The sequence below is a fragment of the Pseudomonas sp. AC083 genome (assembly GCF_979253165.1).
In genome coordinates this window covers 87,274-107,146 of the sequence record NZ_CEEDDH010000001.1, presented here as the reverse complement: position 1 = coordinate 107,146, position 19,873 = coordinate 87,274, and the positions used below count along the sequence as shown (strand labels likewise).

17 protein-coding genes, 3 tRNA genes and 2 pseudogenes are annotated in these 19,873 nt (G+C 58.0%); 13 read left to right on the top strand and 9 right to left on the bottom strand.

The window, feature by feature from the left end:
* The first annotated feature begins 19 nt into the window (after positions 1 to 19).
* From AC0IXA_RS00420 to AC0IXA_RS00410, 3 genes are all read left to right on the top strand, one after another.
* On the top strand, positions 20 to 352 hold the full coding sequence (locus AC0IXA_RS00420) for a chorismate mutase (protein WP_042609810.1): 333 nt from the start codon (positions 20 to 22) through the stop codon (positions 350 to 352).
* 46 nt (positions 353 to 398) lie between these two features.
* Positions 399 to 1,052 (top strand): hypothetical protein, encoded by a 654-nt coding sequence (locus tag AC0IXA_RS00415; protein WP_471811082.1) that lies wholly within the window; start codon positions 399 to 401, stop codon positions 1,050 to 1,052.
* Between the two features lie 232 nt (positions 1,053 to 1,284).
* On the top strand, positions 1,285 to 1,677 hold the full coding sequence (locus AC0IXA_RS00410) for a RidA family protein (protein WP_009049394.1): 393 nt from the start codon (positions 1,285 to 1,287) through the stop codon (positions 1,675 to 1,677).
* A gap of 191 nt (positions 1,678 to 1,868) precedes the next feature.
* Here the strand turns inward: AC0IXA_RS00410 and AC0IXA_RS00405 are convergent.
* Positions 1,869 to 2,470, bottom strand: a pseudogene (locus AC0IXA_RS00405) (terminase small subunit).
* Between AC0IXA_RS00405 and AC0IXA_RS00400 the strand changes: the two are divergent.
* Positions 2,470 to 2,955: pseudogene (locus AC0IXA_RS00400) on the top strand (tyrosine-type recombinase/integrase); the annotation flags it as partial. The pseudogenes AC0IXA_RS00405 and AC0IXA_RS00400 sit on opposite strands and share 1 nt — an antisense overlap.
* Before the next feature lie 93 nt (positions 2,956 to 3,048).
* Here the strand turns inward: AC0IXA_RS00400 and AC0IXA_RS00395 are convergent.
* Positions 3,049 to 3,135: transfer RNA gene (locus tag AC0IXA_RS00395), tRNA-Leu, on the bottom strand.
* Between the two features lie 494 nt (positions 3,136 to 3,629).
* Between AC0IXA_RS00395 and AC0IXA_RS00390 the strand changes: the two genes are divergently transcribed.
* Positions 3,630 to 4,163 carry a GAF domain-containing protein gene (locus tag AC0IXA_RS00390; RefSeq protein WP_163012213.1) on the top strand — a complete coding sequence of 178 codons (534 nt, stop codon included), beginning with the start codon at positions 3,630 to 3,632 and terminating at the stop codon, positions 4,161 to 4,163.
* A gap of 83 nt (positions 4,164 to 4,246) precedes the next feature.
* Here AC0IXA_RS00390 and AC0IXA_RS00385 read toward each other — a convergent pair.
* From AC0IXA_RS00385 to AC0IXA_RS00360, 6 genes are all read right to left on the bottom strand, one after another.
* Positions 4,247 to 4,320, bottom strand: a tRNA-Cys gene (locus tag AC0IXA_RS00385).
* 46 nt (positions 4,321 to 4,366) lie between these two features.
* Positions 4,367 to 4,442, bottom strand: a tRNA-Gly gene (locus AC0IXA_RS00380).
* Positions 4,443 to 4,502: 60 nt separating this feature from the next.
* Positions 4,503 to 5,063: a CDP-diacylglycerol--glycerol-3-phosphate 3-phosphatidyltransferase gene (gene pgsA / locus AC0IXA_RS00375; RefSeq protein ID WP_016774513.1), complete on the bottom strand. Its 561-nt coding sequence runs from the start codon at positions 5,061 to 5,063 to the stop codon at positions 4,503 to 4,505.
* Positions 5,064 to 5,095: 32 nt separating this feature from the next.
* On the bottom strand, positions 5,096 to 6,919 hold the full coding sequence (uvrC, locus tag AC0IXA_RS00370) for an excinuclease ABC subunit UvrC (protein ID WP_024012762.1): 1,824 nt from the start codon (positions 6,917 to 6,919) through the stop codon (positions 5,096 to 5,098).
* A gap of 2 nt (positions 6,920 to 6,921) precedes the next feature.
* Positions 6,922 to 7,563, bottom strand: a complete 642-nt coding sequence (gacA, locus tag AC0IXA_RS00365; RefSeq protein ID WP_024012761.1) for a response regulator transcription factor GacA — start codon at positions 7,561 to 7,563, stop codon at positions 6,922 to 6,924.
* 127 nt (positions 7,564 to 7,690) lie between these two features.
* Entirely contained in the window at positions 7,691 to 8,134 is a 444-nt protein-coding gene (locus AC0IXA_RS00360) for a GNAT family N-acetyltransferase (RefSeq protein WP_341637666.1), read from the bottom strand.
* Positions 8,135 to 8,737: 603 nt separating this feature from the next.
* On the opposite strand from AC0IXA_RS00360, the gene AC0IXA_RS00355 reads away from it, so the two are divergent.
* Positions 8,738 to 9,811: a 3-deoxy-7-phosphoheptulonate synthase gene (locus AC0IXA_RS00355; protein ID WP_341637667.1), complete on the top strand. Its 1,074-nt coding sequence runs from the start codon at positions 8,738 to 8,740 to the stop codon at positions 9,809 to 9,811.
* A 53-nt stretch (positions 9,812 to 9,864) separates the two neighbouring features.
* Here the strand turns inward: AC0IXA_RS00355 and AC0IXA_RS00350 are convergent, their stop codons facing one another.
* Positions 9,865 to 10,944: a hypothetical protein gene (locus AC0IXA_RS00350; protein WP_341637668.1), complete on the bottom strand. Its 1,080-nt coding sequence runs from the start codon at positions 10,942 to 10,944 to the stop codon at positions 9,865 to 9,867.
* Positions 10,945 to 11,278: 334 nt separating this feature from the next.
* Between AC0IXA_RS00350 and AC0IXA_RS00345 the strand changes: the two genes are divergently transcribed.
* The 7 genes from AC0IXA_RS00345 to AC0IXA_RS00315 all read left to right on the top strand — a co-directional run bounded on the left by AC0IXA_RS00345 (position 11,279) and on the right by AC0IXA_RS00315 (position 19,752).
* Positions 11,279 to 12,148, top strand: coding sequence for an esterase/lipase family protein (locus tag AC0IXA_RS00345; RefSeq protein WP_341638013.1), 870 nt, complete (start codon positions 11,279 to 11,281; stop codon positions 12,146 to 12,148).
* Between the two features lie 95 nt (positions 12,149 to 12,243).
* The gene (locus AC0IXA_RS00340; RefSeq protein ID WP_016774509.1) at positions 12,244 to 12,525 is read left to right on the top strand and encodes a peptidylprolyl isomerase; all 282 of its coding nucleotides are present in this window, start codon (positions 12,244 to 12,246) and stop codon (positions 12,523 to 12,525) included.
* A gap of 131 nt (positions 12,526 to 12,656) precedes the next feature.
* Complete coding sequence (locus AC0IXA_RS00335) at positions 12,657 to 14,525, top strand: extracellular solute-binding protein (RefSeq protein WP_341637669.1); 1,869 nt, start codon at positions 12,657 to 12,659, stop codon at positions 14,523 to 14,525.
* Positions 14,525 to 15,586 (top strand): microcin C ABC transporter permease YejB, encoded by a 1,062-nt coding sequence (locus AC0IXA_RS00330; protein WP_471811077.1) that lies wholly within the window; start codon positions 14,525 to 14,527, stop codon positions 15,584 to 15,586. Before AC0IXA_RS00335 ends, AC0IXA_RS00330 begins: the two co-directional genes overlap by 1 nt.
* A complete protein-coding gene (locus AC0IXA_RS00325; RefSeq protein ID WP_024012756.1) occupies positions 15,586 to 16,608 on the top strand; it encodes an ABC transporter permease in 1,023 nt (340 codons plus the stop codon). The genes AC0IXA_RS00330 and AC0IXA_RS00325 overlap by 1 nt, the downstream gene beginning before the upstream one ends.
* 9 nt (positions 16,609 to 16,617) lie before the next feature.
* Entirely contained in the window at positions 16,618 to 18,192 is a 1,575-nt protein-coding gene (locus AC0IXA_RS00320; RefSeq protein WP_471811075.1) for an ABC transporter ATP-binding protein, read from the top strand.
* A gap of 132 nt (positions 18,193 to 18,324) precedes the next feature.
* Positions 18,325 to 19,752 (top strand): sigma-54 interaction domain-containing protein, encoded by a 1,428-nt coding sequence (locus tag AC0IXA_RS00315; RefSeq protein ID WP_186567145.1) that lies wholly within the window; start codon positions 18,325 to 18,327, stop codon positions 19,750 to 19,752.
* The last annotated feature ends 121 nt before the right edge of the window (positions 19,753 to 19,873 follow it).

Here is a 19,873-nt window from a genome sequence, read left to right as displayed (position 1 = left end):
ACCTGTCACGAGGTCATTCATGGAAAACTCCGACATCGCGCGTCAACTCTCAACATTCAGGAAAACCATCGACAATATCGACGCCGCCCTCATCCACCTGCTCGCGGAACGGTTTCGCTGTACCGATGAGGTCGGATTGCTCAAGGCCCGATATCAGTTGCCTGCGGTAGACGAGGCCAGAGAGCAGCAGCAATACCAGCGTCTGGCAGCACTTGCTCAGGAGGCCGAGCTGGATACGGCCATCGTGCAGAGGCTGATGCAGTTGGTCATTGGCGAAGTGGTCGAGCGCCACAGGCAGATCGCCGCCAGGCATGCCCCGGCACCCGCCAATAACCCTGACCCTCGGGCCTGACCCCGGCGCCACTTATCGAAGCAATCAGACAAACGAGCAGAACCGCATGAAATGGCCAACGATCGAGCAAATTCGCAGCTTCACCGATTTACCCTATGGCTACAGTTGGGATTACCTGAAACGTGAGGAGATCAATGTCGCGACAGATTTTTTCCGGACATGGTTTCCCTCCATTTCGGTGGGGTTGGCAAGCCCGTTTCTGGACCAGCAGTTCTACGCAGACAACGTGGTGCTCGAAGACGATCCGGATCGAGGCATATTCGCTACCGTCGTCCGCCAGAACGATGAGATTGTCGCTATCGCCACGTGGGAAAAAATTGACGATGCTGACGTTATTTTCGGGCGGGTCGGCGCGGTAGCCAAACCGCACAGACAAGCCAGACTGGCCGTTGCGGCCCAGGACCTGGGAGAAAAAATCGGCACGTTCATGGGCGCGGGGCTGATCTATGGCATGGCAACAACCCGCACGCCGTATATGCAACAAGCACTGGAGCAAGCCGGTTACAAAGCGGTAGGGATAATGCCTGGCTTGGACCGGGAAGAAACAGCACCTGGAATCGTGCGCAGGGTTTACGAAGTCATCTACGTAAAACGGCTCGCACCACACGCCGACTTTCTCATTCCTGCCGGTCATAACCTTACCCCTACAGTCGCGCGACTTTACGCAGATATATTTCAAGGTGATGACGACACGAACTGACGAGCCAGCCTAGCAGCGAACCAACCATCGAAATGCTTCTGATCAGTAACGCTACCGGCTCGCGCCTTTTGCATCGATCGAGGTAGCCACATTAGGTAATGAGTTCAAAAAGACTCAGCAGCGGCTAAAAGCACCTGTGGGGTTGATTAATAGATGAGAAGTGAACTGAGTGGACGCGGCTCTGGCCCCTGAGTTAGCTTTCGTAACCGTTCTAACTTGGGGCTCCGCAATCATGACTGACCGTCAGATCATTGTTCCAGATGGCATGAGATTGATCTACGAGCGCGCGGGTTATGCACCAGCAGTAAAGGTAGGAAAAACTCTCTACTGCGCGGGTCAGGTAGGCAGGACGCCGGAATTATCCGTCATTGAAGAACCTGAGCAGCAGTTTTTAGCTGCATGGGACAATCTCCGGATCGTCTTGGAGGCAGGTGGCTGTAAATTTGAAGATGTCGTAGAAATGACAACTTACCACGTCGACATGCACCGTCACATGCCAATTTTCAGACGCGTAAAGGATAAAGTATTTCCGAGAAGCACTTGTGCATGGACCTGCATTGGTGTCAGTGAATTAGCTCGACCTGGCCTTCTCGTGGAGATCAAGTGCGTCGCAGTAGAGCGATAACCCTCTGACAAGAACCTGCATATCCAGGTCTTAAAATGGGTGACTACGCATGCGGTGGTAGATTCAAAATTACACTTGCCTGCTGCATCGGTAGGCGCGTGATAACACTTTACGCCGACGGCTAATACTGACTGGAAGCAGGCGCCAATCAATTCCGATGCGAGCAGAAAAATGCCTATCAGCGGATATCCTTAGCACTCGCTAAACGCAAATCCAAAGTCATCGCTTGACACTTGTGCCGCTTCGTTAAGTCGTTGGCGCAGCGCAGCCGTTAGCTGCCTCTCCACCACCCACGGATCCGACAGCGGGGCGAGTTGTGGCGCCAATTGCGGCGACAGGCTCATTAGCGAATGATTAAGCGATCGCGCCGTTTCAAAAGCGGCTTTCTGCACAAAGCTGATTTCCACCAGCTCCCCCTGCGCCTTGCGAAACTCCATCTCAGCCATCCGCGCCAAGTAGTGCTCGCGATGTGCACGCGCTTTCTGAAAGTCCGGGGACTGCTCTTGCGCGGGATCAACGGGCGGCGGCGCAGCCATGTTGGTCGGTTCGGATTGTGTAGCGACGTGGCTGTACACATTACGCTGAAGCCGCTCCTGTTGGTGGCGAGCAGCGACGGCAGCCTTGCTCGGGTCAGCGGTATCGCGGATCAATGCTTCGGTGGCCAGAACGTCGACCTGCTTGCCATTGGGGACAGGACCAGTCGACCGTTTTCCTTCAGCCAGGTGATGTAACTCGGTGAGCGGCCGATGTGTGCGGCGAAGGCGCTCTTGGATAGGTACGTGGCTGCGGTCATACCAGCATGCCGATCAACCATTAAGAGATGCTTTGGACCTATTCTATCTAACAGGTCAGAGGGTCGCTGACACATTGAAGATGGATGAGCGCGACATAAAGGACGGAAAGCTCTCCGTCCAGCAAGGCAAAACTGGGGCTAAACGAAGGATCGAAATCATTGGTGAGCTCAAAGTCGTAATAGATCGAATCATGGCGCGAAAGACCGGACAGAAAATCAGATCAACACGCCTGGTAGTAATCGACTCTGGGCAGCCGATGACGACCAGCATGCTCAGAAAAAGGTTCGATGACGCCAGGGAAGCAGCCGGGATTCCAAAAGCAGAATTTCAGATGCGCGACCTACGAGCAAAAGCGGCCACGGATAAAGAGGAGTCAACAGGGAACATCAGAGAAGCTCGAGACCAACTTGGGCACACCACCGTAGGGATGACAGAACAGTACATCCGTATGCGGAAGGGCATGAAGGTCACCCCTACGAGGTGACTAACGGTCACGAATTGCGGAAAAGATTTTTTGATTGCGGAAAAAAGAACTAAGGGCTTGCATGAGGTATGTCATGCAAGCCCTTGATATTCATGGTGCCCGAAGCCGGAATCGAACCGGCACGCCCTTACGAGCGGGGGATTTTAAGTCCCATGCGTCTACCAGTTTCGCCATTCGGGCGGTAGCGCGGTGTTGCTTTGCTCAGCCTTGCGGTTGCGATCCTGACAGGATGGCCGCTTGAAAAGCCGAGCGGGGAATATATACATCACGTCCCGGTGAAGCAAGTTTGGAGTGCGCGATTTGAGAACTAAATATCGCTGACCGAGGAAAATCAAAAAGCCTCAGAAATCAGGGAGCTACGGAGTTTGCTTGAAGTAGACGCCGAGGTTACTGGCAAATCGCAGCAACCCGACTGGAAATTGAGACGATAAACTCAAAAGATTCAGACGCTCACCATCACCTTAGCTGCACGGGTGACAGATGTTTCATCGATTGAGATTATGAGCAGGCAACCCAGGACTGGACGGGATGTCTACGCTAAAGGATGGCGCCGAAATCAATAATCAAAGGGTAATCAGCACGCCCCCCCCTTCAACCACGATCACGCCTCACAGAACGTCACCAGAGCAGTGCTCAGGGATGTACAAGCAATCAGGAGATTTGATTCCATGCAAATGAGTGACACCGTTCTAAAAGCGTCTTTAAGCCAAGAGGAGCGCTCGGCGATCGCCGAGATCGAAGCGACCACCAATATCCTGCAACTTGTCACCCGTCTGACCGGTACACGCTTTGCCGGCATCGCAAAATTCACTGAAACAGAGTGGATCGTTTGTTCGGCGTACGATCCGATTGAACTGGGAATAAATGTCGGCGATACGCTGGATCTGGAAACCACCCTTTGCAGTGAGTTTCGACGAAATCCGCAAGCCCTCTTCCTTCCACAAATCAGCCAGGATGGACGACTTTCGTCACGTCCTGTGGTGAAGCAATATTCGATTGAAAGCTACGCAGGCGCGCCTGTTTTCCTGCCGGACGGGAGACTCTGGGGTGCCTTATGTGCTCTGGACTCAAGGGCTGTTCTGTTTGACAACCCCGATCTTGCAGAGACATTGACGCTGTTCGCGCGGCTCATTGGCTGCATCTTTTTCTCGAATCTCACGGTGGAAGGTGCCAGCCACATCCAGACCGGATCGTGCTTGACTGATTGACCCTCCGCAAACAGGTGAGCACCACATTTTTCTGCAGACAACAAAAAACCCCGTAGATCATTGATCTACGGGGTTTTTGATAGTGGAGGCCGAGGTCGGAATCGAACCGGCGTAGGTGGATTTGCAATCCACTGCATAACCATTTTGCTACTCGGCCTCAAAGTCTTTGCTGTCAGTAGCACAACAACAAACACTGTACAAATTGGAGCGGGAAACGAGACTCGAACTCGCGACCCCGACCTTGGCAAGGTCGTGCTCTACCAACTGAGCTATTCCCGCTTGGTGTGGCGCATTCTATAGAATTAAGATGCCCCGTCAACCCCTTGATTCAAAAAACTTTTATTTCTTTTCGACATCGGTCTTCAGGTGCGGCCAGGCGGCGCGAAGGTATTGAACCATCGACCACAGGGTCAGCCCTGCCGATACGATCAGCAGCGTATAACCGAGCACGACCCAGAAGCTGAATGCCTTTGGATGAGCCAGCAGAATCACCAGCGCGAGCATCTGCGCAGCGGTTTTCCATTTGCCCAGATTGGAAACGGCTACCTGCGCTCGTGCGCCGAGTTCGGCCATCCATTCGCGCAGGGCCGAAATCACGATCTCGCGACCGATGATGACCGCCGCTGGCAGTGTGAGCCAGAGATTGCCGTGTTCCTGCACCAGCAGGACCAGGGCAACAGCGACCATCAGCTTGTCGGCGACCGGATCGAGAAACGCCCCGAACGGTGTGCTCTGCTCCAGTCGGCGCGCCAGGTAACCATCGAGCCAGTCGGTTGCGGCCGCGAAGGCGAACACCGAAGCGGAGGCCATGTAACTCCACTCGTAGGGCAGATAGAACAGCAAAATAAAGATCGGGATGAGCAGGACGCGTAGAACGGTAATCAGATTAGGGATATTCATCGGCACAACTGGCTACGAGGTGAAGGGGCATTCTACTCACTATGCAGGTTCGCATAAATCGACTCAGCGAGCTTTTTACTGATCCCCGGGGCTTTGGCGATCTCTTCGATGCTTGCACGAGACAGCTCCTGCAATCCACCAAAATGTTTCAACAGGTCACGGCGGCGGGTCGGCCCTACCCCTGCCACGCCTTCCAGCGTTGAGGTTCGGCGGGTCTTGCCGCGACGAGCGCGATGCCCCGTAATTGCGAAGCGGTGCGCCTCATCGCGGATCTGCTGGATCAAGTGCAAGGCAGGTGAATCGCCGCGCAAGGTGAACTCGTGCGCTGCATCATTCAGATACAACGTTTCGAAACCGGCCTTGCGGGTAGCACCTTTGGCGACGCCCAACAGGATCAGATCCGGTACGGCCAGTTCGTTGAGCACATCCCGGGCCATCGACAATTGGCCTTTGCCACCGTCGACCAGCAGAATGTCCGGCAACTTGCCTTCGCCGTCCTTGAGTTTGCTGAAGCGGCGAGTCAGCGCCTGGTGCATGGCCGCGTAGTCGTCGCCGGCGGTGACGCCTTCGATGTTGTAGCGGCGATAATCCGACTTGATCGCGCCTTCCGGCCCGAACACCACGCACGAGGCCACCGTGGCTTCGCCGCTGGAATGACTGATGTCATAGCATTCCAGGCGCTGCGGCGGTTCATCCAGATTCAGCACTTCGGCCAGCGCATCGAATCGCGCGGCGGTGTGCTGACGGTTGGCCAGACGCGCGCCCAACGCTTGTTCAGCGTTAGTCACGGCCAATTGCTGCCAGCGCGCGCGCGTGCCGCGCACTCGATGGCTGATTGCCAACTCGCGGCCGCGCAAGGTATGAATGCCTTCGATCAACGCCGGGAAGTCTTCGTGAACCACGTTGACGATCAGTTCGCTCGGCAGATCGCGTTCGGGGCTACTAATGTAGTACTGACCGAGGAATGCTGCCATGACCTCGGAAACGTCTTCCTCAATGCCGACCTGCGGGAAGAAATTCTTGCTGCCGAGCACGCGCCCGCCGCGCACGCTGATCAGGTGGACACAGGCGCCGCCTGGGTTGACGAATGCGGCAATAACGTCGATATCGCCGGTTCCGCCTTCCATGCTCTGCTGGTCCTGCACCCGGCGCAGCAAGGCAATCTGGTCGCGCAATTCGGCCGCGCGTTCGAATTCGAGATTGATCGCTGCCTCTTCCATCGCGGTGGACAGCTCGTTGGTCAGCGCGTGGCTGCGACCTTCGAGGAACATCACCGAGTGGCGCACGTCTTCGGCGTAGACGTCAGGCTCGACCAGGCCCACGCATGGCGCCTTGCAGCGTTTGATCTGGTATTGCAGGCACGGACGGGTGCGATTCTTGTAATAGCTGTCCTCGCACTGGCGGACGAAAAAGGTTTTTTGCAGGATGCTCAGGCTTTCACGTATGGCGCCGGCACTCGGATAGGGGCCGAAATACTTGCCCTTGGCCTTTTTGGCGCCGCGATGGATGCTCAGGCGCGGAAACTGTCCGTCGGAGAGAAACACGTACGGATAGGATTTATCGTCGCGCAGCAGGATGTTGTACGGCGGGCGCCACTCCTTGATCAGCGTCTGTTCCAGCAGCAGCGCTTCGGTTTCGTTGGCGGTGATGGTCGTCTCGACCTGAGCGATACGCCCTACCAGTGCAGCCGTTTTCGGCGCCAGCCCGGTCTTGCGAAAGTAGCTCGCCAGACGTTTCTTCAGGTTTTTCGCCTTGCCGACATACAGCAGGCGCGCCTCGCTGTCGAACATGCGATAGACGCCCGGGCGACCGCTGACGGTCGACAGGAAAGCACTGGAATCAAATGTCTCGGTCATGGTCAGGCGCTGGCATCCACCATGCCGTGACGCACCGCGAGCAGTGTCAGCTCGACGTCGCTGCTGATCGAAAGCTTCTCGAAAATGCGGTAGCGGTAGGTGTTCACGGTTTTCGGCGACAGGCACAACTTGTCGGAAATGATCTGGACCTTCTGGCAGCCGACAATCATCAAGGCAATCTGGATTTCCCGCTCCGACAAGGCATCGAACGGCGAATCATTGGTTGGCTGAAATGATTTGATCGCCAACTGCTGAGCGATCTGCGGACTGATGTAACGCTGCCCGGCGAAAACCAGCCGAATGGCCTGAACCATTTCCGGCAGACCCGCCCCCTTGGTCAGGTAACCGGCGGCGCCGGCCTGCAGCAAACGCGTCGGGAAAGGGTCTTCCTCGCACACCGTAACGGCAACCACCTTGATGTCCGGGTGGCTGCGCAGCAGTTTCCGTGTGGCTTCGAGGCCGCCGATGCCGGGCATCTTGACGTCCATGAGCACTACGTCAGGCTTCAATTCACGGGCTTTGATCAGGGACTCTTCACCTGACTCGGCCTGACCCACCACCTGCAGGCCATCGATATCGGCCAGCATCCGTGTAATGCCTGTACGAACGAGATCATGGTCGTCGACCACTAGCACCCTAATCAAGCAGACACCTCGCGATATGGTCTTATTGGGATGCCGGACACCTTAGCAAAAAGTGCCAGACAGACCTAGCGGAAAGCCGCATTTAAAAAGTTTCAATTCATCATTCAGGGCTTGCCGGCTGTGGGTTTCAGAGCACAGCTGTACTCACATCAAGCTGCATTCTGAGGAAACACTCATCCCTGCCTACGATACGCAGTCCTTTGCGGACATACAGTGCTTGCGCAGGATTGTTATCGAAGACCGTCAGTCGCAGTGCAGGACGTCGCGCCTGACGGGCCATGTCAATAACCTGATCGATAGCCCAGGACCCGGCGCCCTGCCCTCGCCAGGTCTGATCAATCTGCAATTCGCGTATGTACAGCGCCCGCGAATCCTCGCTCAGACTGACAAAGCCGATCAGCAGTTCATCCTGGAGGATCATCCAGCTCTCACGATACTGCCAGCCTGCGTCAAACGCCTCGTCCTGCCACAACAGATCGTGGTCAATGTAATAACGCAGCATGTTGCGACAGGTCAGGTCCCGCGCAAAAGCAAGATCATCATGGGTGGCATGCCGAATTCGATAACTCATTCAGCTCTCTCCAATCGTAAAAATGCACTTTAACCAGATCGTTTGCCAGTGATAGCCGTTTCGCTCGGCACGCAATAGCATTTTCTGATTGCTGACGCGTATCAGCGTCGAGTAAGCTCGGCGCATTCATCGGAGACAGACCATGTTCAACGCCCCTTCACAGTCTTGCATCGCCAGCGCCTCGCGCTCGATTGCGGCTGCGTGGGTGAACGACGCCTGCGCTCCAGACAACTTTTATTTTGGGTATTGGTTTAGCCACTGGCGCGCCTGATACCCAAACGGCGCCCATGATAACGGGTCGCCTACCAGAGATTTCTCAACCCCCGGTCGGCTTCCCGACCGGGGGTTTTGTTTTTTCAGGCCCATCACTTTCAGCGACACACCACATTTCGAGGTTTACACCATGAACTACGCCACTTATTACCGTTACGACAGCTTTAGCGCCTGGCGATTTACCAGCCTCCGCTCGGGACAGCCTGCCGCCTCCGATCGGTCACCTACAGGTGGCAAACACACACGCCTAGCCAGTACGGCCATTTGTCGAACACCCCAGTAGGGCCGAGTGCGCGGGAAAAACCCGCCATCCGCCCAGGAAGACCGAACATGAACTCTTCAGTTTCCGCTTTGCCGCCGTCCATCCTCGATTCTGCCAACGAAGCGCTGACCCTGCGTCTGCCCAGCTCGTTGCAGCTCAAACAGCAATTACCGCTCAGCCACTCCCTGCATCAGCAGGTCACTGCCCATCGCCAGGCGGTGCGCGCCATCCTCGACGGTGAAGACCCGCGCCTGCTGGTCATCGTTGGCCCCTGCTCTATCCATGATCCGCAGTCGGCAGTCGAATACGCCAGAAAACTCGCTCGCCTGGCCGAAGATGTCAGCGGTGAAATGCTGCTGGTCATGCGCGCCTACGTCGAAAAGCCGCGAACGACGATCGGCTGGAAAGGTCTGGCCTACGATCCGCATCTGGACGGCACTGACGACATGGCTACCGGCCTGACGCTGTCGCGCGAACTGATGCTGGAAATGATCCGGCTCGGACTACCGGTCGCTACCGAACTCCTGCAACCCATGGCCGCCAACTACTTTGATGACCTGCTGAGCTGGGTGGCCATTGGTGCCCGCACCACCGAATCGCAAATCCACCGCGAAATGGCCAGCGGCCTGAACATGCCGGTGGGCTTCAAGAACGGCACCGACGGCGGCGCCGCCGTTGCTGTCGACGCCATGCGCTCGGCAGCCCATGCGCATCGGCACTTCGGCGTCGACAGCCAAGGGCATCCGGCGATCGTGCAGACAGCTGGCAACGCTGATACCCACATCGTGCTGCGCGGTGGCCATCAAGGGCCGAACTACGATGCAAGCAGCGTGGCCAACATCAGCGCCGAGCTCAGCCGACTGAAGATCCCCAGCCGGATCATGGTCGATTGCAGCCATGCCAACAGCGGCAAGGATCCACTGCGCCAGCCAGCCGTGTTCAACGATGTGCTTGAACAACGCCTGCATGGTAACCATGCGCTGATTGGCATGATGCTCGAATCCCATCTGTTCGAAGGCTGCCAGCCGCTGAGCAGCTCTCTGCGCTACGGCGTATCGATCACCGACGGCTGCCTCGGCTTCAGCGCAACGGAACAATTGTTGACCGACGCTGCTACGCGCCTGGCACAAGCCAGAGCCTGATCGCAGATTGCCCTCCCGCTCCATCAAGAGCGCGGAGGGCTCACTGCCCCGGTCTAGGCCACGACGCTGATCCGCCTCACGGCAGATTGCTGACTGATGTCGTCCAGACGTTCGATGATGTAGCCAATCTCCACCGTCGTGCCGTGGTGCTCGCGCCAGAACCGATGGGGAACAGTGAAACTCACCGGTTGCCCGGCCGTCTCCCGAGTGATTTCAAGATCATCGCGATGACTGAAGAACTCACCATCGCACTTGAGATAGACCAACTCGTCTTCGTGCACCTGCGGGTCTTTGATCAGAATGGCAACCCCCTCTATCGAGTCCTTGACCGACAGCACATCATCGATCGCCCCAACAATATCCGGCGCGGCCAGTTCAGCACGCACTGCCGGCCCAATGAAAACCGTCGCAGGCTCCGACGTTCGGATCGTTCCCCAGCATTGTTCAACACGGTAGGCGACCACCACCTCGCCACCGCGATGCGCCTCGATGTAGCTACCCGGCACCCAGAACGACAGGCATTGCGCGACGGAGTAGGCCTCCACGTTCAATGAGTCGGTAAAGATCTCGGGCGAGGTATCGCCGTGCCAGGACAACATCACCCGATCACCCGCCGACATCCTCGCGTAAGGCTGCAGAGTCACCAGGGTGCCCTCTGCCACTCGCGATGGCTCCAGCGCTCCGTTTACCGAGCCTTCGATCTGTGGCGCCAAAAATTGCGTGCGCATATCGCCCACAGACAGTTGCAGGCGTGCAGATTCCAATGCCTTGGGCGCGGACGCACTTTGCAGTGTCCAGTAAACCTCCAGCGAGCCTCCATCCAGCGCAGCCACATGCATGCCCTTGATGATGAAGATTACGTCTTTGCCAATCTGGGCCTGGCTGATGAATCGAACGCTCTCGTATTGATAGGCAAAGCCTTCGATATCCAGCCCCTCCCAATACAGCACCAGCTGATCGCCACAGCTCATGTTGGCATAAGGAGAAATGCGAACGATGGCCCTGACCAGAGAAGGCTCAAGCACGCTGCCCTCAAGCCCGTCAATGGTCGGCGCGATCAGAGGATCGAAAGACACATCGGCAACCGCGGACGGACGCATCCGCCAGTAAAACTCGACTTCATGGCTATTCATTTTCGTCTCCACTCCCTGGAAAACGTGCCGTCCCGAATGACGACACTGACACCTACATTGAGGACTTCCTTGCAGGTTCTGGATGTCAGCCGAATACACCGCGACGACGGCGCAACCTCTACTCACAAGGTAGGCAACTGGGGTGTTCGCGCTGTTGTGACGACAAACGACCCTATGAACTTCCGATTCGGATTTCACAGCTCTCCGAAACTTCGTACGTCTCTTAGTCCATTTTCAAACGCAACGTGAAGCGTCTTCGTACTTCTTCAACGAGATGAGTGTTTTAGAGTGGCTCGGTGATTTCCCGATGAACTTCTACGAAAAAGGTAAGAACATGCAACGGAATGCTACAACTCGTTATCCCATCCTGTTGGTCCACGGTCTGTTCGGGTTCGAGCGTATCGGTCATTTCGAGCTGTTCCATGACGTCAAATCCGCGCTGAAAGCGGCTGGCTGTCGATTGTTTGTTCCACACCTTTCGGCCACCCATGACAATGAAGTGAGGGGTGAGCAATTGCTGTCACAGATTGCCTGTGTGCTGCGAGGCACAGGCGCGAAGAAAGTCAACCTTATAGGACACAGTCAGGGCGCACTCGCTGCACGCTATGCGGCGGCGCTTGCACCAAACGTAGTCGCTTCGGTCACCTCCGTCAGTGGTCCGAACCATGGTTCGGAGCTCGCCGACTTCCTGCGCAAGGCGCTGATCCCGGGCAAGCTCCCCGACGCCGTCGCTCAAAACGTGGCGACCCAATTTGCTGACTTAATGTCGCTGCTCAGCGGCAGCGTGGCACTGCCACAGAACGCGTTGGCCGCACTCAACGCACTGACCACGGTCGGCGTCGGTCAATTCAATGACAAATTTCCACAGGGGCTGCCACTGACTTGGGGCGGTCACGGCGCCGAGCAGGTCAACGGCGTGCGCTATTACTCGTGGAGCGGCGTTGTCCCGCAATCCACGTTGCCAGCGCAGGATCCGGTTCAGGGCATCTGCTGGGTGCTGTCGCAATATTTCACCACCGAACCCCAGCAGAATGACGGTTTCGTCGGACGCTTCAGTAGCCATCTCGGCCAAGTGGTCCGCTCTGATTATCCAATGGATCACTTGGCTAGTTTGCGGCGCAGCCCAGGCGTAAACGCGTCTTCGCCGGACCCTATCGAGCTGTACGTCGAGCATGCCCAGCGCCTGCGGGCGGCGGATCTGTGAGTAGAGTCAGGGAATCAGAATGGAACTTTGCCGAGAATTCACCGACTGATTCCGGTACGCTCCACCTTTTATTGAAACAGTTCGGAGAATTCCCCATGGCCAAAGCCACTGCCCGCCACATCCTGGTTTCCAGCGAAGACAAGTGCAACGAACTCAAGGCTCAGATCGAAGCCGGCGCCGATTTTGCTGAAGTCGCCAAAGCCAACTCCAGCTGCCCATCCAGCCGTCAGGGCGGAGACCTGGGTTCGTTCGGTCCAGGCCAGATGGTCAAGGAATTCGACACCGTGGTGTTCAGCGCGCCGATCAACGTCGTGCAAGGCCCGGTGAAGACCCAGTTCGGTTACCACCTGCTGGAAGTCACCAGCCGTCAGGACTGATTCGTCGTCCTGTTGCTGACAACGGCCCACCCTTTGGTGGGCCGTTGTGTTTCGGTTACATATACGGCTGGCGAGTGGCGCGCCGCTCGCGTACAACTTGCGCTTATCGATTTTGCGTTCCAAGGCTGACGATGCGACTGGTTTTTCCCACACTGATGCTCACCGCCCTCGCCCTGCTCACGGGTGCCGCCGGTGCGACCGCTGCCCCGCAACACGCACTGACCGTTTACGGCGAACCGGCCAAATACCCCGCCGGCTTCGGCCATTTCGACTACACCAACCCGCAGGCGCCGAAGGGTGGGACGATGCGGCGCTCGGCAATCGAAATCGGCCACTTCGATCATCTGCTGCCCTATATAGACAAAGGCATCGGCGTCACGCAGATCGACGGCCTGCTGTATTCGCCACTGGCCCAGCGCTCGCTGGATGAGCCCTACACGGTGTACGGTCTGGTGGCGGAAAAAATGGAACGCTCGGAAGACGGCCTGTCGCTGCGCTTTTTCATCAACCCGAAGGCGCGCTTTGCCGATGGCAAACCGATTACCGCCGAAGACGTTCGCTACACCTACAACCTGCTGATGACCCAGGGCAGCCTGCGTTATCGCACCCAGTTTGCCGACGTCAAAGGCGTCGAAATCGAGGCGCCACTGACCGTGCGCTTCGACTTCAAAAGCAACGAAAACCGCACCCTGCCCCTGGATATCGCGACCCTGCCGGTGTTCCCCGAACACTGGTGGAAGAGCCGCGATTTCGCCAGCGGCGGTGGTTATGAACCGCCGCTGGGCAGCGGGCCGTACCGGGTTGGCAAGGTCGACTCCGGGCGCAGCATCACCTTTGAACGCAATGGCGACTGGTGGGGCAAGGACCTGCCGGTCAGTCGCGGCCTGTACAACTTCGACCATTTCAGTATCGAGTATTTCGGCGACACCGATGTCGCCCGTCAGGTGCTGCGTGGTGGCGCCTACGACTACAACCGCGAGTTTTCCGCGACCGGCTATTCGATCGGCTACGACAGTCCCGCCCTCAGCGATGGCCGTTTGCAGAAGGCCCACCTCGCCACTGAAGCGCCGCAATCGGCCCAGGGTTTCGTGTTCAATCTGCAAAAGCCGATGTTCCAGGACCGCCGGGTACGCCAGGCACTGGCGATGCTCTGGGATTTCGAATGGAGCAACCGGCAGATGATGCGCAACGTCTATATCCGCCAGCAGAGCTACTTTTCCAATACCGATCTCGCCGCCCGGCAGTTGCCCGATGCAAAAGAGTTGGAAATCCTTGAACCGCTGCGCGGTCAGGTGCCTGAGGAAGTGTTCAGCAAAGTCTTCGAGGCGCCGAAGACCGACGGCAGCGGCATCATCCGTGACAAGCAGTTGCAAGCCCTGCAACTGCTGGAGCAGGCCGGCTGGAAACCGGATGGCGATCAACTGGTCAACGGCGCCGGCGAGCCGCTGAGCTTCACTTTTCTGGTCAGCCAGAACGGCATGGACCGCCTGCTGTTGCCCTACAAGCGCACGCTGAAGCAGATCGGCATCGAGCTGAATATCCGTCGCATCGACGCCTCGCAATACGTCAATCGCCTGATGAGTCGCGACTACGACATGATCGTCACCGGCTACCCCGTTACCACTTCTCCGGGCGGTGAGTTGCTCAACTATTTCGGCTCGGCAGCGGCCAACGATCCGGGCGCGAACAATTACATGGTGTTGAAAAACCCGGCGGTCGACACCTTGATCAACGGCCTGATCCGCGCCTCTACTCAGTCGGACATGCTGCATTACGCCCATGCGCTGGACCGGGTGCTGCAATGGAATTACTACTGGATTCCCAACTATTACCCGCCGGGCACCTCGACCGTGTGGTGGAACCGCTTCGGCATTCCCACGGTGCAGGCGAGCAATGACGAAGCCATCGAGAGCTGGTGGGAAATCAGCCGCACGCCGCTGACCAATCAGCAAATGACCGCCGAGAAAATCAGTCGCGGCCGACCCGGAGGACCGCACTGATGTGGGGTTACATACTGCGGCGCCTGCTGCTGATCATTCCGACGCTGGTGATCATCCTGCTGGTCAATTTCGTCATCATTCAAGCCGCGCCCGGCGGACCAGTGGAACAAGCCATCGCCCACCTGCAAGGCATTGGCGGCGCCGGTGTTGGCGGTGGTGCCAGCGAGACATCGAGCAACGCTTCGCGCGCCAGCCGTGGCCTCGATCCGCAATTGATCAAGGACATTGAAAAGCAGTACGGCTTCGACAAACCGGCCCACGAGCGCCTGTGGCTGATGCTGATGAATTACGCGCAACTGGACTTCGGCAAGAGCTTCTTCCGTGGCGCGACAGTTACCGACCTGATTCTGGAAAAGATGCCGGTGACCATTTCGCTCGGACTGTGGGCGACACTAATCACCTATCTGGTGTCGATCCCGCTGGGCATCCGCAAGGCTGTGCACCACGGCAGCCATTTCGATATCTGGAGCAGCACGGCGATCATCATCGGTTACGCCATGCCGGCGTTTCTGTTCGCGATGTTCCTGATCGTGGTATTCGCCGGCGGTACTTCGTTGAACTGGTTTCCGGTGCGCGGACTGGTTTCGGACAACTTCGAATCGCTATCGACCCTGGGCAAGATCGCCGATTACTTCTGGCATCTGGTGCTGCCGGTCACCGCGCTGGTGATCGGTGGATTCGCGACCTTGACGATCCTTACAAAAAACTCGTTCCTCAATGAAATCACCCGACAGTACGTAGTAACGGCTCGCGCCAAAGGCTTGAGCGAACGCCGCGTGCTGTACGGACACGTGTTTCGCAACGCCATGCTGTTGGTGGTCTCGGGCATACCTCAGGCGTTCATCAGCGTGTTCTTCGCCGGCTCGCTGCTGATCGAAGTGATCTTCTCCCTCGATGGCCTTGGGCGCATGAGTTACGAAGCAGCGGTATCGCGCGACTATCCGGTAGTGTTCGGTTCACTGTTCATCTTCACCCTGTTCGGCCTGCTGATAAAACTGATCGGCGACCTCTGCTACACCCTGGTCGACCCGCGTATCGACTTTGCCGCGAGGAATGCCTGATGTTCAAGCTCTCGCCTTTGGGTCGTCGCCGTTTCGAACGCTTCAAGAAAAACCGTCGTGGCTGGTGGTCGCTGTGGCTGTTCATCGGCCTGTTCCTGCTGACGCTGGGTGGCGAATTGATCGCCAACGACAAACCGTTGATGGTCAGTTATCAGGGCCAATGGTACTTCCCGGTGTTCAAGCGCCATACCGAACAGGAATTCGGCGGGCAACTGCCGTTCCAGGCCGATTACCGCAGCGAGTACGTGCAGAATCTGATACGCAAGGACGGTGGCTGGTTGCTGTTCCCGCCGATTCCGTTCAGCGACGACACGCCCAACTATGACCTGAACAAACCGGCGCCGAGTCCGCCGACTTCGGTCAATTGGCTGGGCACCGACGATCAGGCGCGCGACGTGCTGGCGCGGGTCATCTTTGGTGCCCGGGTGTCGATTCTGTTTGCCTTGATGTTGACCTTTGTCAGCGCGCTGATCGGTATCGCCGCCGGCGCGTTGCAGGGCTATTACGGCGGCTGGGTCGACTTGCTCGGACAGCGCGTGCTGGAAGTCTGGTCGGGGCTGCCGGTGTTGTATCTGCTGATCATCCTTTCCGGGTTCGTCGAGCCGAATTTCTGGTGGCTGCTGGGGATCATGGCGCTGTTTTCCTGGTTGGCGCTGGTGGACGTGGTGCGCGCCGAGTTCCTGCGCGGGCGCAATCTGGAATACGTCAAAGCCGCACGCGCCCTGGGCCTGACTGACCGCAAGGTGATCTTCCGGCACATCCTGCCCAACGCAATGAACGCGACGCTGAGCTACCTGCCGTTCATTCTGACCGGGGCCATTTCGACGCTGACCGCGCTGGATTTCCTCGGCTTCGGCATGCCGGCCGGCAGTGCCTCGCTGGGTGAACTGATCGGTCAGGGCAAGCAGAACCTGCAAGCGCCGTGGCTCGGGTTGACCGCGTTCTTTACCCTGGCGCTGATCCTCTCTTTGTTGGTATTCATCGGCGAAGCGTTACGTGACGCTTTTGACCCTCGATCCTGAAGCGTGACCATGACTGAAAACCTGATTGAAATCCGCAACCTCAATGTCGCCTTCCATGGCCAGACCGTGGTGCGTGACCTGTGCCTGGATATCCGCCCCGGTGAGTGCCTGGCACTGGTGGGCGAATCGGGCTCGGGGAAATCGGTGACCGCGCATTCGATCCTGCAGCTGCTGCCCGATACTGAGGCGCAAACCCGTGGCAGCATCCGCTATCGCGGGCAAGAATTGCTCGGTGCTGATCCGAAGGTCTTGCGAGAACTGCGCGGCAATCGCATCGCCATGATCTTTCAGGAGCCGATGACTTCGCTCAATCCATTGCACACCATTGAAAAGCAAATCGGCGAAACCCTGTTGCTGCACCGTGGCCTCGGTGGCAAGCAAGCGCAGCAGCGCATTCTGGAATTGCTCGGACTGGTCGGCATTCAAAAGCCCAAGGAGCGGTTGAAAGCCTATCCGCATCAGCTCTCTGGCGGGCAACGGCAACGGGTGATGATCGCCATGGCCCTGGCCTGCGAACCGGAGTTGTTGATTGCCGATGAGCCGACCACGGCGCTGGATGTCACCGTGCAGCGCAAGATTCTCTTGCTGCTCAAGTCCCTGCAACAGCGGCTCGGCATGTCGCTGCTGCTGATCAGTCACGATCTCAATCTGGTGCGCAGCATCGCGCAGCGGGTGTGCGTGATGAAGGCTGGCGAGATCGTCGAGCAGGCGCCCTGCGAAACCCTGTTTACCGAACCCAAACACCCTTACAGCTGCGTGCTGTTGAACGCAGAGCCGGAAGGTGAAGCCCTGCCCCGTGACGAACGTGAAAATGTGCTGGAAGTCGCTGACCTGCGCGTCGATTTCCAGGTCGGCGGCGGGTTGTTCAGGCGCAAGCAGTACCTGCGCGCTGTCGATGGCATCAGTCTGAATATTCAGCGCGGCAAGACCTTGGGCATTGTTGGCGAGTCCGGTTCGGGCAAGTCGACGCTGGGTCAGGCGATCCTGCGTTTGCTGGATTCCGAGGGCAGCATTCGCTTTCAGGGCGAAGCGCTGGATGGCCTCAATCAAAAGCAATTGCGCCCGTGGCGGCGGCAGATGCAGGTGGTGTTTCAGGACCCGTTTGGCAGCCTCAGCCCGCGCATGTCGGTGGCACAGATCATCAGCGAAGGTCTCGAAGTGCATTGCGAGTCGACCGCAAACGAATGTGATAAGCAAGTGATTCGCGTGCTCAAGGAAGTCGGCCTCGACCCGGAAAGCCGCCATCGCTACCCGCATGAATTTTCCGGTGGCCAGCGCCAACGCATCGCCATCGCCCGGGCTCTGGTGCTCAAACCCGCACTGATCCTGCTCGATGAACCGACCTCGGCCCTCGATCGCACCGTACAGAAACAAGTGGTCGCCCTGCTCCGTGATTTGCAGGAAAAATACGGTTTGACCTACCTGTTCATCAGCCATGATCTGGCCGTGGTGCGCGCGTTGGCCCACGACATGATCGTGATCAAGGACGGTCAGGTGGTCGAGCGTGGTGCCAGTCACGACGTGTTTGACAACCCGCAGCATCCCTACACCAAAGAGCTGTTGGCGGCGGCGCATCCGGGGTAGGTTTTTTTCTGCTACTTCGCGGCTCGGCATTCGCGAGCAGTCTCGCTCCCACATTGGAATGCAGTCCCCTGTGGGAGCGAGCCTGCTCGCGAACGGGCCGGTACCGGCAACAAACAATCAGGACCAGCCTCCATGAACACCACCGAAAGCCTCAAGGACTACCAACGGGTACGCACCCTGGCGATCCGTTCGCTGTTCGAGATCATCGAGCAATCCAGTGAGGGCACGGTGATTGTCGATCGCGATGCGAATATCGTCTGGATGAACGAACGCTACGCCCGGCGCTTCGGTCTCGATTCAGCGGCCGGCGCTATCGGCAAACCCTGCGAAAGCGTGATCCCCGGCAGTCTGCTGCGCGAGGTGGTACGCACCGGTCGGCCGATTCTGCTGGATATGCAGGACACGCCAAAGGAACCGCTGGTGGTGATGCGCCTGCCGATCCACGACGATGCCGGCAGCGTAATCGGCGCCATCGGTTTCGCTCTGTTCGACGAGTTGCGTACGCTGTCGCCGATGCTCAAACGCTACCTGAGCATGCAGGAAGAACTGGCCTCGACCCGTTCGCTGCTGCGTGCGCGGCAGACCAAATACAACTTTGCCCACTTCATCGGTACCAGCGCCGCCAGCCTCGAAGTCAAACGCCGCGCCAGGCGCAGTGCCAGCGCCGATTCGCCGGTGTTGCTGCTGGGCGAAACCGGCACCGGCAAGGAGTTGCTCGCGCAAGCGATCCACAGCGCCTCGCCACGCGCGCACAAAGCCTTCGTCAGCATCAACAGCGCGGCAATTCCCGAGGCGCTGCTGGAAGCCGAGTTCTTTGGCACGGCACCCGGCGCCTTTACCGGCGCTGACCGCAAGGGCCGCACCGGTAAATTACAAATCGCTCAGGGTGGCACGCTGTTTCTCGATGAGATCGGCGATATGCCGCTGCCGCTGCAAAGCAAACTGCTGCGCGTGTTGCAGGAAAAGGAGTTCGAGCCGGTCGGCTCCAATGAAGTGATTCAAAGCGATGTGCGGGTAATCGCCGCGACGTCGACGGATTTGCAGGCTGCGATCAAGCGCGGCGAATTTCGCGCCGATTTGTACTACCGCCTCAACGTACTGCCGATCCAGGTGCCGCCGCTGCGTGAACGTCTTGATGATCTGCCAGCGCTGAGCGAAGCGATTCTGGAAGAGCTGCGCAGCCAGCATGAACTGCACCGCGATGCGCTGGCGTTGCTCGGCCAGCATGCCTGGCCGGGCAACATCCGTGAGTTGCGCAATGTGCTGGAGCGGGCGGCGTTGCTCAGTGATGATCTGATGCTGACCGAGCAGGATATTCGCGGCGCGATTGGCACCTTTACTCCGGTTGAGCGAACGTCCGAGCCGAGCATGCAAGCCTCCGCTGGGGAGACATTTGCACAGGCGCGGGCGCGGTTTGATCGGCAGTTGATCGAGTCGACCCTGGCGCAATGCGCGGGGAAAGTACCGGAGGCTGCGGTTCGGCTGGGGCTGGGGCGGTCGACGCTGTACAAGAAAATGGCTGCGCTGGGGATTGCAGAGTCTACATATAGAGACATCTGATCTCCATTTTAAGACTAGAGCAAAAGCTTCGCGAGCAGGCGCGCTCCCACAGGGGAATGCATGACCAATGTGGGAGCGAGCCTGCTCGCGAAGGCGACGGCCCATTCAAAGAAAATCTCAA